Genomic DNA, 14,488 nt, shown 5'->3' on the forward strand with positions numbered 1-14,488 from the left:
TGACATTCAAGCATTTATACGGTTTATAAATTTTGGTGCAGATGAAGGGACTTGAACCCCCACGTCGGTGACACTAGATCCTAAGTCTAGCGCGTCTGCCAATTCCGCCACATCTGCAAACAACATAATGAATTATATCAGATACACATACATTTGTCAACACTTTTTTTGAAAAATTTTTATAAAAATATTTTTCAGATAAAAATTTTAGTGAAATTGTAAAAAAGGACTGTACAAAATTTAATTGTTATAGTATAATTATGTTATTAATGATTAGCGATCATCAAGCTAAGAGAGAGAGGAGAAAAGAAAATGGAGAAAAGAAAAAAATTGCTGTCTGCGATACTTTCTGTATCAATGATTGCAAGTGCGTTCACTGCATTGCCTTTATCAGCAAGTGCAGAGGGCGAACAAAATTCCGGTGAAGAAGTTACTGCGACTGTTTCACCGAGTACAACGGCTGGAGTTACGACAACAGGTGAACCTGTTGCAACAGCGACAACTGAAGTTGAGTCTACAGACAAACCCGCTACAGCTGCAACTCCGGAGGCAACAGGCGTTGTTTACGAAGACCAAAAAATCAAAATTACAAATGCTAAAGCTGACAAAGTAACAATCGTAATTTCAAAGTATTACGATAACAAAACTTTAGCAGGCGTAGAACTAAAGGAAAATGTTACACTTGAAAACGGTAGCGGTGAAGTTGCTTACGATTTACAAGGTAAAGCGGCTAAAATTATGGTTTGGGATGATATAAAGACAATGACACCTTTATTTGCAACAACAAGTGTTGAAGGTACTGTTGATCCGGCACCTACTGTAAAGCCGACTGCACCTACAAGCCAGCCGGAAACAACACCGACGGCTGAGCCTACTGCAACACCGACAGTTAAGCCGACAATAGATCCGTCTGCAATATATTATAAGCTTGATTTTGAAGACAGCTCAAAAACATATATAAATACAGCAGAAGGTACAACAAAAGAAATCGAAAAATGGGCATCTCAGTATTATTTTGCAGGATTATCAGTAGCAAATGATTCGAATTCAGAAATTAATAAGTACATATTATATAATAACACTATGACTGCAAGAAAAGGTCAAAGAACAGCATACTGTATTCTTCCTGAGGAAGCCGGTACTATGGTTGACAATCAAGCCGTTGTTGAGTTTGACTTCAAGTTCCATGCAGGCTCAGGAACAAATCAACTTGTTTTGATAGGTGATTCAAATACACCGATAGGTAATGATATTTATGATCCGAGCAAAAAGCCGGCAGGTACAGCACCTATTTTGAAGTTTAACCAAGCATCTACCGATGGTGGCGACTTTATCATAAATGATTCAGGAGATTCTCTTGCTAATGCAACTGCAAAAACTCATGATTTTAAAAATGATCAATGGGCACATGTAAAAGCAGTAATGAATTTTGAATCAAAAGCAGTTATTCTTACAATAACCTCACTTGACGGAAGTACAACATTCTTTGAAACAGCTCAAGTGCCTATGAGTGAAGGAACTACTGCTACAAAACTTTCACAACTATTCCTTGGTGCTCCAAGTGCATCACAAGGTGCGATTGGTATGGATAATGTAATAGTTCGTAAAGTTTTATCTGATGATATTACAGATACTTATTACAATGTTACATTCACTGTTGACGGTAAGAATACTATAACATCAGTAAAGAAAGATGAAAGTGTAACAAAAGTTCCTGATGTTGCAAAGACAGGTTACTTGTTTGACGGTTGGAGCAAAGACGGAGATACAGAAAATCTATTTACAACAGAACAAGTTCTTGCAGCTAAGGTAACAGCTGATACTACATATACTGCAGTTTATCATAAGGACCCTGCGTATATCGAACCTCTTCAATCAGTAGAATTTTCTTCATTCCCTGAAAACGGTATTCCTACAGCAGGTGCTGATGAAAATACAGCTGCAAACAATGTGATTTCTGTAAAACTTATCGGTGAAATAGGAACAGACCTTGTGGCAAATCCTGATTCAAGAGTTACAGACCTTAAAGTAGATTGGGAATTTGACGGTTTCAGACATATTGCCTCTAAGGCTGCAGATGGACAGAGTGCTGTAACTTCAGATGATCCAACTGGAAATGGATATTGTGATTCATATGCTGAGGTTATTAAAGATGCAGAAAATCCAACAAGTGTAAACTTTGCATTAAAGAGTCAGGCATTCAACTTCTACGGACAAGTAAAAGCAACTGTTACATATAACGGTAAAACAATAACAATTTCAAAGCCTATGGCAATCGTACCTACAAAAACTGCCGAATCAGGTGTTCTTCTTCCGAAACCAGGATATGTTACAAACTTTGATTGGTATTCGGATGATATGGTAGGATACAAAGCTGTAACATCAGCAGATAATAAGAGTGCAACAGAAGTAGTTACAGGTGACTGGGCTGCTTACGGCGGTAATACAGGTAGAGGTCTGTATCTTGCTAAGGATTCGACAACAAATAAGAAGTTCTTGAAGCTAAAATCAACAGGTACAAACAGTTCAAGCTTTGCAGTAAATAAGCTTGACAATGCTCCTACAGGTCAGGTTATTATTACTCAAGATGTTAAGTTCTATAATAATAACTCATCAATCTTGTTTAAGCAAGATAATCCTGTAACTTGGTCAGCTAATGCAACAGCAATCAGCTTTAATTTCACAGGTACTGAATTTAACCTAAACGGCGGCGAAAAGATTTGTGACGCTGTTCCGGGTACATGGTATAAGATAGTTCTTTCGGCAGACGTAACTTCAAAGCTATGCTTTGCAAAGGTTTATGATGCTGAGGGTACATTACTTGGTGAATCAGATGTAACTGCATTTGTAAACGCAGGTGCAACAGCTCCTGTATATCTATGCTACAGAACACCTGATAATTCACAAGGCGAATTAGACTTTAACAACGTAAAGATGTATACACCGGAAATTGACGGAACTAAGTTTACAACAACTGTTGCAGACGAAACTATTTCAATTCCGGAAGCAGGTGAAAGTGATGTAACAACAACTCTTACTGCAAAAGCACTTTCAACTGAAGGTTATGATATGATTGGTGAAGCAACATGGGCATTTGATGAAAGCGTTACAGATACATCAAGCGTTGCAATTACACCTGATACAACAGATTCACATAAGGCAATTCTTACAGTAAAAGCCGATGCACCGGCAGGTACACTTCCGATTAAGGTTACAATCGGCGGAGTTACAAAGACTGTAAATGTAAACTTGACAAGTTCACAAGACAGTGTTCAATTTACACAGTCAACATCAAGTATTTCAATTCCTCTAACAGAGGGTGTAACAGATAAGTATACATATGCGGCTAAGGTTGTAGGTCCTACATCTTCAACAGATAAGACACCTATGGACATTCCTGGTAAAACAGTTACATATGCCGTATATGACAAGAATAACACAAACCCACTTACAACAATGCCGACAGGTGTGACATTTGACGCTGCTAAGGGTGAACTTTCAGTTTCATCAGCTGCTTCTGCAACAACACTTTACATTCGTGCAACAAGTACAAACAGAAGTGATGAAACAATCACAAAGGCTGTAAAAGTAACAATTCACGGTCTTGCATTCGACTTCGGCGGTGACGGTGAAGACGCACTTATGGAAGGCTATACAGCCGTAACACCTACAACATCATATTCTGATACAACAGGATACGGTATTGAGGGCGGTACACCGACAATAGGCGGTGAAGCAAGTCTAGAAAGTGCTGACAGCGATTATCTTGCAGGTGACTTTATATTTAAGACAAAGGTTACTCCTAAGAAAGTTTATAATGTAACTATTACTTACAAGGGTAAGCTTGCTTCGGAAAAAGTAAATGCTGACCTAACAGGTGTAGAACGTACAAACGATAAGTTAACAAGTGCGACATATGCAGTTCCTGTAATTGATGATGTACTTGATTTATCATTTACACAATCAGCACAGGTTGCATCAATCGTAATTGAAAAGACTACTGATAAGACAGCAGGCGTAAAACCACATATCTATACAGTAGGTGACTCAACAATCGCAAACAACGGTTCATGGGCGTATGTAATGGCAAGAGATTATGCTACATATTCGCAGCTTCCTGACATTGCAACATTCTCTAACAATGGTAGAGGAAGTAAGAATCTATCAACATACTACACAGGTGGAGAATTAATTGACAGAGTTTTGGTTAATATTAGACCTGGTGACTATGTAATGATTGGTGATATGGGTACTAATGGTATGGGTTCAGCTTTTGAAGCAAGCTTTAACTACTATATAGATGCCTGTGAAGCAATGGGTGCTAAGATAATTCTTAACTCATACTCACCTCATGGTGCAGTACAAGAGTATGCAAAAGTATACGACTCATCAACTAACACATTTACTTCATATCGTCAAGACGACTATGATAATATTGTTCGTAAAATTTATGCTGAAAGAACAACGGCAGAAGGCGATAAGTACGATGCAAATATTGTTGGATTTGTTGACATCGGTAAGATGGCAGACGCTGCATTTAATGCATATGTAAATGATTATGAGACAAACGGTTATGCCTCAAAGGACGCTGCCGCACAAGCGATTATTAAGTGTTTTAGTGACCATAACCACTATTCAAACGGTACAATCGCCGCTGAACTTATGATTAAGGGCTACGGTGACGGTGCAGATGCGAAAGGTATCGTAAAATCTCTATATGAAATTATTAGTGCTGATTTAGCAAACGCAAATCAAGACTAATTAACTACAAAGAACTTCCCATTCGGGAAGTTCTTTTTTTGTGCCTGTTTCCATATACATAAACTAAAAAGGGGATTTGGGTGTGAAAAAGATACTTTTAGTAGTTGTTATAATCATTTTTATTACGTTGCTTTTGCCGCTTGCGATAGTTTGGTTAATCGGTGGCAGTGGAGAAGGACAAAGTCCGATTGAGAGCGGAACGGTAAGTGTGTATGTGTCGGAAGAAGATTGTGTTAAAGATATGGATATTAATGAATATTTAAAATGCGTGGTGGCGGCGGAAATGCCTGCCGATTTTGAGGAAGAGGCATTAAAGGCACAAGCCGTTGCGGCAAGAACTTATCTGTACTCACATATTGCCGAAAAAGACAAAGGCAACATTGCCGAAAGTCACAACGGTGCGGTGATATGCACCGATTCAACGCACTGTCAGGCGTATATTTCGGAGGATAAGCGGAGAGAAAGCTGGGGTGCCGGTGCCGATGAAAATTGGAACAAAATAAGCACAGCGGTAGACGAAACTACAGGACAGATAATGACATACAACGATGAAATAATATCGGCGGTATTTCATTCAACTTCGTCGGGTATGACGGAATCGGCAGTTGACGTTTGGGGGGCGGACGTGCCGTATTTGCAAAGTGTTGCAAGTACGGGAGATGAAGAATCACCGAAGTATCACAGTGAATTGACATTGAGTGAACAGGAATTTAAAAATATTGCGGAAGAAAAAATTGACGGTGTGGATTGGAATAATGGACTTGTATCGAACATTAACCGCTCAAATGCAGGCGGTATTGTAACACTTGATGTAGGCGGAGTGAATATAAAAGGAACAGAATTTAGAAATATATTTTCACTGCGTTCCGCAAATGTTGAAATATCGCAAGAAAACGGCAATATAAAAATGAGCGTAAAAGGGTTCGGTCACGGCGTCGGTATGAGCCAGTATGGTGCAGATTACCTTGCGAGGCAGGGAAAGACATATGAGGAAATTTTAAAAACTTATTATACAGGTGTTGAAATAGAAAACAGGTAAAATTGCACAAAAAATGATACGAAAATTTGTGACTTAAAAAAAAATATGACTGTTTTTTATATTGAGAAATTCCGTAAAAAGTTATAAAATATTATTATAATTATTTTTGAGGGAGAGATTTAATAATGAACAGAAAAGTGATAAGTGCGGCGGTTGCAGTTGCAATGACCGCCACAATGAGCAGTTTTGCCTTACCGGCAAACGCCGCGGAAGTTAAAACTCCGCAATATCAAACAAACGCACGTCAAATGGAAAAGCTTAATCGTGGATTGATTGCTGTTAAGACAACGGCAGATACACGAGGTCAGGCAGTTAACGGTGTATATTTGAGTTGGAGATTGCTTGGTGACGAAAGTCTTGAAAATCAAGCATTCGATATTTATAAAAACGGTACAAAAATACATACAACAGGTGTACATGACGCTACAAACTGGATTGATACATCGGGTACTGCATCGGATAAATACAAGGTTGTAAAAGCGGGTGAGGACGCGTCTAAGGAAACTGAAGTTACACCTACTTCAAACAACAACTGTGCAAAGTCAAATGAAGTCGGAAATGGAAACAGTGAGAAAAATTCATTTACATATGTAGATATTCCTATTTCACGTCCTGATCCGGTAGAAAGAATGGGTGACGGCAAGATTTCAAATTATTACACTGTTGACAAAAGCCACGAAGGCGGTGCGAATGACGCGTCTGTCGGCGATCTTGACGGTGACGGCAATTATGAAATTGTATTAAAGTGGGACCCGACAGACTCAAAAGACAGTGCCGGTGCGGATTTTACAGGTAATGCATATATTGACGCATATAAGATTGATCCGAACAATGACGGTTATATGTGGCGTATTGATTTGGGTAAAAATGTTACATCAGGTGCACACTATACGCAATTTTTGGTGTATGACTTTGACGGTGACGGAAAGTCAGAAGTGGCAATGAAAACAGCACCCGGTACGGTTGACGGCACAGGTCATTACGTTACGGAAGTCGGTGATACTGACGAAATCAGAAATACCGACAATACAAAATCATATATAGGCACAAGCGGAAGATTAAAGGGTAAAAATCCGTTTACGCAGTATTTAACCATATTTGACGGCGAAACAGGTGCCGCACTTTATACAACGGACTATATTCCGTATGATGCGGCAGAAGATCAATATTGGGGCGACGGCAGGGCAAAGTATAACAGAAGTGAAAGATACCTTGCGGCAGTGGCTTATCTTGACGGTGTTCATCCGAGTATCGTTATGTGCAGAGGTTATTATCACGACTCTGTAATTCGTGCATATACATGGGACGGTACTGAACTTACAATGCAGTGGGAGCATAAAGGTAAGAAGAGTGAAAGCTCAACGACACTGTACGGACAAGGAAATCATAATCTTTCTGTAGGCGATATTGACAATGACGGCAAGGACGAAATTGTTTACGGAAGTGCCGCACTTGATGATGACGGTAAAACAGTTCTCGGAAATACAGGTCTTGGACACGGTGACGCAATGCATATGAGCGACTTTAATAATGACGGCACTCAAGAAGTATTTTCGGTAAAAGAGGAGGAATTTAAAAAGTATGCCGAAGATTTAAGAGTCGCAAGCACAGGAAAGCATTTTTGGAGTTCCGGAAAACTGACTACATCAAGTGATAACGGACGTGGTGTTATGGATAACATTGATGATAGCTACGCAAAGGAACATTCAAATGCATTGGCGATAGGTTGGAGCAGCGGAATTGCGAATGCTCACGACTTGAACGGTGATGATGTTGCAGCAAAACCTGCGGGTGCGGGAAGCGGTACCTTTGATAATTTCCTTGTATATTGGGACGGCGATTTGAGCCGTGAGTTGCTTGACGCAAACATTATCCAAAAATATTATGCCGCAACAGGTACAACAAAGAGATTTTACGGTCCGTCAGACGGATACACACTTACAGGCGGTTCTACAAACAACTACTCAAAGAGAAATCCTTCGCTTGTTGCCGATATTTGGGGCGACTGGCGTGAAGAAATTATAATGCCGGTAAACAAAGGCTCGGCAACAGATCAGGCATATTTGAGAATATATACCTCAACAATGCCTACAGATTACAGAATTACAACATTAATGCACGACTGCCAATACAGATTGTCAGTTGCGTGGCAGAATGTCGGATATAACCAACCGACACACGCAAGTTATTATATAGGTTCTGTGGCACTTGCAACAGACGAAAGCGGCAATACACTTAACTATCTTGCACCGGCAGTGCCTTATACAAAGGTGACATATTCGGCACCGGAGCAAGTAGCGGTCACTGGAATGACTTTGGAGAAAAAGTCAATAGAAGTTGAAAAAGGCAAGACAGAAGCAATCAATGCTATTATCACACCTGAAAATGCGACAAGAAAGGGTATAACTTGGACTTCGTCCAATGCAAACGTGGCAACTGTTACAAACGGTGTTGTGAAAGGTATTTCAGCCGGAACTGCAACTATAACGGCAACAACCAAAGACGGTGGCTTTACAGATACTTGTGAAGTGACTGTTACGCAAAATGCAGTTACGGGCGTAAGAATTTCAGAGAAACTAATTGATTTGGGAATGGGTTACAAAAAGCAAATTACCGCAACGGTAATGCCTGATGACGCTACGGATAAGTCTGTAGAATGGACATCGGAAAATCCTGAAATCGCAACAGTTTCGGACAACGGTACAATCACAGGTAAAAGCTACGGCAGAACGGTTGTAACCGCGACTACCACAGACGGCGGATATACCGCAAAGTGTGTGGTAAGAGTTAAACCGATAGATGTAGTTGACGCAACGGGTAACAATGAGTTTGTATCGGAAAATACTGATGAAAACACTGCATTTACAGGAAGTGCCAACAGTGCGGTTATTTCGCAAACAGGTGCGACTGACGGTGCGGAGGCACATAAAGATTTTGAAGTTTATGACAGCGGTAAGGTTGAGCTTGAATACAGACTTACAACAGGCGGTGTAAAGGTTGACGGTTCAAATTGGAACTGGACAGGACATGAATATACAATGGGAATGAAACTTCTTGACAGTGAGGGCAACAACATTGTGAATATATATCAGCCGTATACCACAAAGGCTCAAGACTTGATGGCACAAACTTCTGCCGATTCTGCGGCAGCTGTTGTAACCGCATCGGGTTCGGGATGGTCAAACAGCGGTAACGTTGCGGGTAATATTCAAGGTAGTTCAAAGCGTTGGAAAGTAAAAGTCACATTGGATTATGATAATGATAATTGTACTGTAAAGGTTATGGGTACAGACGGAACATGGGCAAATGATGACGGCGTAATGCAAAGAACATTTGCGCTAAACGGTGCTAAATTCAAGACATTAAGTTTGTATACTCAAAAAATGGAAGATTATGCTTCGGCTACTTTAACAGCGTCGCCGAAAATCGAAAACCTTGCATACAGTAAGTCAACGACTGCTTCGGGTGTAACAGAAGAATTGTATAACAAGGGCGGTGACAGTAAGTTTGCTGAAAGTGACTTGACAGATTGGACACAAGTAGGTACAGACACTGCGTCACTTGCTGTAGACAGCGACAATAACCGTATTTGGTATAATGCGACTCAACCGACAGGTGAATACAGTGCGGAAAAGAATTTTGAAGTAGGCAATAATGCTATCGTAACTTATGATGTTGATTGGTATTTCGGAAGTGCGGTAAACAGAGACGGTAACTTTGAGTATCTTCAAATCGGTAATATTCGTCTTGGTTGGACAAACGGCTATAAGATGTTCCTAAGCACAGACGGCGGAGCAACATGGCTTGACAGCGACAGTGACGGCACAAATGACAGCATATTCAACGGTGCAAATCAAACATACACTAAGAATGTTAAAGTGACGGTTAATACTGCTACAGGTGTAGCATCACTTTGGTTTGACGGAACAAAAGTAGGCGATTATACTACAGAAAACGCAACAAATGCTGTTAAATTCGGATTTACTCGTGCCGGTGCGGCACCTAACTGGGCTGTTCCGAACGGTATCGACAGAATTAAAGTGTCACAATTTGTTCAAGGTGAAGAACCGCTTGAATTTTCAGAAGTGAAAGTAAGTGGAAAAGACGATAAGACTGCTACGGTAACATATGCGGTTGTTGATGAAGATGTTGATGACATTTCATTGATAGGTGCATTGTATGGCAAGGACGGTAAACTTGTTGAAATCAAGACAGTCCCTGTTGCCAATGTTGAAAAAGGCAAATATTTGGAAAGTGAAATTACTTTTGACAAAAGTATCAAAGAAAATAATTTGAAAGTATTTATGTGGGATTCGCTTGGCGGTATGACAGCACTTTGCGAAAATGCTCAATAACAAATTTAAAAACAAAAATCGCAGACTATAAGGTCTGCGATTTTTTTAATGTGTTATTTAGTATGTTTTCGAGTTCTATTGCTTTTGATACGACTTCGGGGTCGGAAAGACAATAATTTTTTTCAATTATAAGATTATCAAAATCTGTTTTCAGTTGTTTAATGTTGTTCATTTATGTATGCTCCTTTCGATTACACGGTTATATGTAAACCACTGCTTGTTGTATTTATTTTACAATATATGATAAAACTTGTCAATATATTGTGGTGTAAAAGGAGCAACTTTCGTGTTGCAGAAAACGACACAACCGTTTAAATTTCACTGTCTTTCTTCGCTTTAACCTGTAAAACGACAAAAGCTGACACAGCGGCAATCATAAACAGTATTGCAACAAGCTGAGAAATGCCGAGAACATTTGGAATTACATATAATATATAATTCGGATTTCTCATACCTTCAAGGAACAGTCTGCCGAATGAATACCAGAAAATATAGAAACAAAATACCTGTCCGTCATTCTTTTTTTTGTCACGAATCAGAAGAAGTATCACAAGTCCGATAACATTCCATATCGATTCATATAAAAATAATGGGTGAACAGGTGTTGCACCGTTTATGGACATACCGAAAAGGCTGTTTGTTTCACCGCCGTACACTTCGACGTTTACAAAGTTTCCGAAACGTCCGATTGCTTGACCGATAAACAGACCGGGTGCACATACGTCAAAGACTTTGGCGATATTCAGCTTTTTAACCTTGCAGTATATAACGGTTGAGATTATCGCACCGATAATACCGCCGTAAATAGCAAGTCCGCCGTTCCAGACTTTAAACATATCGGCTATCGAGTCAAATTCATCGAGTGCGAAAAGCACATAATATATTCTTGCGCCTATTATTCCGAAAATAAGTCCGAACAAGGCGATATCCCATACATTATCTTTTTTCACACCACGCTTTTCACAGGTTTTATAAACGAAAAATAATCCCAAAAGAAAACCTGAAAGAATGATAAGTGCATACCAATAAATGGGCTTTGAACCTATTGAAAATGCGACAGGTGAAATGTTTAGAGAAATGCCGAGTTTAGGAAAAGCAATGTTGTTCATAATCATACCTCCTTCATAGTAAGTGAAATACGTTTTTTCGGTACGTCAACTTCAAGTACACGAACTTTCACAACGTCACCGACTGAAAGTACGTCGGTTGGGTGCTTGATGTATCGGTCGCATATTTGCGATATGTGTACAAGTCCGTCTTGATGAACACCTATATCGACAAATGCACCGAAATCTATAACGTTTCTCACCGTTCCCGTCAGTACCATATCCGGTTTTAAGTCCTCCATTGAGAGAATGTCGCTTCTTAAAACGGGTTGCGGCAATTCTTCACGCGGGTCGCGACCTTTCTTTATAATACTGTCGGCAATGTCTTTTAAAGTGATTTCACCTATTCCGAGTTCTTCGGCTAATTTGTGTGTATTTTCTTTCGACAGACGTTGCTTTAAATCCGCAACAGTACCGTCTTGAACGTCTTGTTCGGTATATCCCATATGTTTAAGCAGCTGCGCGGCGGCTTTGTAGCTTTCAGGGTGGACGGAGGTGTTGTCAAGGACATTGTCACCGTCTGTTATACGCAAGAAACCTGCGCACTGCTCAAATGCTTTTGCACCGAGTTTTGGCACTTTCAAAAGTTCTTTTCTTGTATTGAATTTACCGTTTTCTTCGCGATATGTGATGATGTTTTTTGAAACGGTTTTGTTAATTCCGGCAACATATGCAAGCAGTGACGGAGAGGCGGTATTAAGGTCAACACCGACACTGTTTACACAATTTTCAACCACTCCTCCGAGTGCCTCACCAAGGCGCTTTTGGTTCATATCGTGCTGATACTGTCCGACACCGATTGATTTAGGGTCAATTTTTACAAGCTCTGCAAGCGGGTCTTGCACACGTCTTGCTATTGAAACGGCACTTCTGAGTGCAACGTCATACTGCGGAAATTCTTCGGTTGCAAGCTTTGACGCACTGTAAACAGACGCACCTGCCTCGTTTGTCATAATGTAAAATACTTCTCGGTCAATTTCTTTTAAAAGGTCGGAAATAAATATTTCACTTTCCTTTGAGGCTGTTCCGTTACCGATTGAAATTAAGTTTACATTGTTTCTTAAAATCATATCCGTAAGAATTTTCTTAGCCTTGTCTTTGTCGTGGTTAGGCAATGTGCAGTAAACAACGTTGGTGTCAAGGACTTTGCCTGTTTCGTCCACAACCGCGACTTTGCACCCTGTTCTGTAACCCGGGTCAAAGCCCATAACGATTTTATCCTTAATAGGCGGTTGCAATAAAAGTCCCGAAAGATTTTGATTGAATACCTTTATTGATGCCTCCTCGGCATTTTCCGTAAGCATATTGCGTATTTCTGTTGATATGGACGGCGCGATGAGTCGTTTATAACTGTCCTCGGCGGCAAGCTTGACGTACTTTGTAGACGGTGATTCGTGTTTTGGAGTAAGTCGTCTGAAAAGATAGTTTGTGATTTTTTCTTCGTCAATATCAATTTTTACCGATAAAAATCCTTCTTTTTCACCACGATTTATCGCAAGCAATCTGTGGTTTGCAAGTTTTTTTATTGGTTCGGCAAAATCATAGTAAAGACGGTATACACTGTCGTCTTCTGTTGACGCTTTTGAAACCAAAAGACCAAAGTCGATTGTTTTTTGACGAATATCTTTTCTGTATTCGGGGTTATCACTGATTTCTTCGGCGATTATGTCCATAGCACCGGCTATTGCGTCCTCACTGCTTTCAACATCTTTTTCGGCGTCGATAAAATCAAGCGAAATACTTTCTATATTATCGCTCGGATTTTGTGCAAGGATAATTTCGGCAAGCGGTGCCAGTCCTTTCTCTTTTGCGATAGTCGCTCTTGTGCGGCGTTTTGGTCTGAACGGACGGTATATATCCTCAAGTTCCGATAATGTTACGGCATTTTCAATTGATTTTTCGATTTCAACGGTCAAATTTTCTTGCTCGTCAATCAAACGCAATATTTCTTCTTTTTTATCTTCAAGGTTACGTAAATATGAAAGCCTGTCGTAAAAATCTCGTAATATTTCATCACTTAGAGAGCCTGTTGCCTCTTTTCTGTAACGGGCAATGAAAGGAATTGTGTTTCCGTCATCAATCAGTTTTACGGTGTTTGTAACCTGTTCGGAACGTAAGTTAAATTCAGACGTAAGCTGATTTATGATTTTTTCTTCTGATTTTTCCATTATGTATATCCTCCAAAAAATAATGTTTTGCTTTGAAATTATTCTGTAACAATTCTGCAAATGAATTTTAAAAATTCTATTCACAAACTGAAATATTTGTGATATAATAGTAACAACCACAATATATAGTGTGCAATTATGTAAACTCAACACCAAATATATATGTGATTAAAAATGCAGTTAAGCTAATTATATCCCATTTAGCTTAATTTTACAAGCAAAACAGTAAAATGAGTTAAAATGAGATGTATGAGCTGAAAAAAATACAAAAAACCTATTGCACTTTTGATTGATTTAGGGTAAAATGGAGTTAATGGGAGCGGATTGGAGCGTTTGGGGTGACAAACGGTCAAATTGGAGAGAGTAACCCATAAATCAATAAAAAGGCAGGTGACATTGAATATGGTAAATTTTGTTGACGAATATCCGCGTCAGCTTGACGAGCGCGGAAGAATTATCTTGCCTGCCAAAGTTAGAGAAAATATGTCCGAAACAGTGTACGTTACACGTTCAATGTCAGATAAATGCCTTCAATTATACACACAAGAGGAATGGGATAAGATTTCTGAAAAGATTAATCAACTCCCAACTGCCACAGACAGAAATGCTGCGGCTTTTGTACGTTTGTTTTTCGGTAAGGCTACTTCAGCCGTTATAGACAAGCAAGGCAGAGTGCCAATCGCAAAGCGTCTGATGGAATATGCTAACCTGAAAAAAGATGTTGTGCTTGTAGGTGCAAACACACGTCTTGAAATATGGGACAGTGAAGAATGGGATAGATACCAAGATGAACTTTCAGACGATATTATGATGGACGGAATATTAAATTACGGACTTAATATTTGATTTGAGGTTGTCGATAAAGTGTTGACGGTTCAAAAAATTAATTGAAAGGGAATCAAAATGGAATTTAAACATATTTCAGTATTGTTTGGGGAAAGCATTGATGCGCTGAATATCAAACCGAACGGTATATATGCAGACGGCACACTCGGCGGCGGCGGACATTCGCACGGTATTTTGTCAACAAACGATTCGTGCCGACTTATCGGTATAGAC

General features: G+C 39.6%; 8 protein-coding genes and 1 tRNA gene. 5 read left to right on the forward strand and 4 right to left on the reverse strand.

Annotated features, from left to right (window positions below; translation table 11 throughout):
- Positions 1-33: 33 nt before the first annotated feature.
- Positions 34-117 (reverse strand) — tRNA-Leu (locus ACLTU0_RS03930).
- Between the two features lie 195 nt (positions 118-312).
- On the opposite strand from ACLTU0_RS03930, the gene ACLTU0_RS03935 reads away from it, so the two are divergent.
- From ACLTU0_RS03935 to ACLTU0_RS03945, 3 genes are all read left to right on the forward strand, one after another.
- On the forward strand, positions 313-4,761 hold the full coding sequence (locus tag ACLTU0_RS03935; protein ID WP_412321463.1) for an InlB B-repeat-containing protein: 4,449 nt from the start codon (positions 313-315) through the stop codon (positions 4,759-4,761).
- Positions 4,762-4,843: 82 nt separating this feature from the next.
- Positions 4,844-5,800: a stage II sporulation protein D gene (gene spoIID, locus ACLTU0_RS03940; RefSeq protein WP_147515036.1), complete on the forward strand. Its 957-nt coding sequence runs from the start codon at positions 4,844-4,846 to the stop codon at positions 5,798-5,800.
- Between the two features lie 125 nt (positions 5,801-5,925).
- The gene (locus tag ACLTU0_RS03945; RefSeq protein WP_412321464.1) at positions 5,926-10,155 is read left to right on the forward strand and encodes an Ig-like domain-containing protein; all 4,230 of its coding nucleotides are present in this window, start codon (positions 5,926-5,928) and stop codon (positions 10,153-10,155) included.
- Positions 10,156-10,180: 25 nt separating this feature from the next.
- On the opposite strand, the gene ACLTU0_RS03950 is transcribed toward ACLTU0_RS03945, so the two are convergent.
- The 3 genes from ACLTU0_RS03950 to ACLTU0_RS03960 form a co-directional block, all read right to left on the reverse strand.
- On the reverse strand, positions 10,181-10,327 hold the full coding sequence (locus tag ACLTU0_RS03950) for a hypothetical protein (RefSeq protein WP_022230876.1): 147 nt from the start codon (positions 10,325-10,327) through the stop codon (positions 10,181-10,183).
- Between the two features lie 139 nt (positions 10,328-10,466).
- Positions 10,467-11,264: a prolipoprotein diacylglyceryl transferase gene (lgt, locus tag ACLTU0_RS03955; protein WP_022230877.1), complete on the reverse strand. Its 798-nt coding sequence runs from the start codon at positions 11,262-11,264 to the stop codon at positions 10,467-10,469.
- Positions 11,265-11,266: 2 nt separating this feature from the next.
- The gene (locus tag ACLTU0_RS03960; protein WP_412321465.1) at positions 11,267-13,429 is read right to left on the reverse strand and encodes a Tex family protein; all 2,163 of its coding nucleotides are present in this window, start codon (positions 13,427-13,429) and stop codon (positions 11,267-11,269) included.
- A gap of 402 nt (positions 13,430-13,831) precedes the next feature.
- On the opposite strand from ACLTU0_RS03960, the gene mraZ reads away from it, so the two are divergent.
- The gene (mraZ, locus tag ACLTU0_RS03965) at positions 13,832-14,275 is read left to right on the forward strand and encodes a division/cell wall cluster transcriptional repressor MraZ (protein WP_022230879.1); all 444 of its coding nucleotides are present in this window, start codon (positions 13,832-13,834) and stop codon (positions 14,273-14,275) included.
- Positions 14,276-14,332: 57 nt separating this feature from the next.
- The coding region (gene mraW, locus ACLTU0_RS03970) for a 16S rRNA (cytosine(1402)-N(4))-methyltransferase (protein WP_412321466.1) at positions 14,333-14,488 on the forward strand (156 nt) is incomplete at its 3' end.

Origin of the sequence: Hominilimicola sp. (genome assembly GCF_046972485.1) — a bacterium.
In the GTDB taxonomy this organism is placed as follows: domain Bacteria; phylum Bacillota; class Clostridia; order UBA1381; family UBA1381; genus Hominilimicola; species Hominilimicola fabiformis.

Bases quoted from the DNA above. Each gene is read 5' to 3' on its own strand.
- lgt (WP_022230877.1), bottom strand. From the start codon at position 11,264: ATGAACAACATTGCTTTTCCTAAACTCGGCATTTCTCTAAACATTTCA.
- mraZ (WP_022230879.1), top strand. From the start codon at position 13,832: ATGGTAAATTTTGTTGACGAATATCCGCGTCAGCTTGACGAGCGCGGA.
- ACLTU0_RS03950 (WP_022230876.1), bottom strand. From the start codon at position 10,327: ATGAACAACATTAAACAACTGAAAACAGATTTTGATAATCTTATAATT.
- ACLTU0_RS03960 (WP_412321465.1), bottom strand. From the start codon at position 13,429: ATGGAAAAATCAGAAGAAAAAATCATAAATCAGCTTACGTCTGAATTT.
- ACLTU0_RS03945 (WP_412321464.1), top strand. From the start codon at position 5,926: ATGAACAGAAAAGTGATAAGTGCGGCGGTTGCAGTTGCAATGACCGCC.
- ACLTU0_RS03935 (WP_412321463.1), top strand. From the start codon at position 313: ATGGAGAAAAGAAAAAAATTGCTGTCTGCGATACTTTCTGTATCAATG.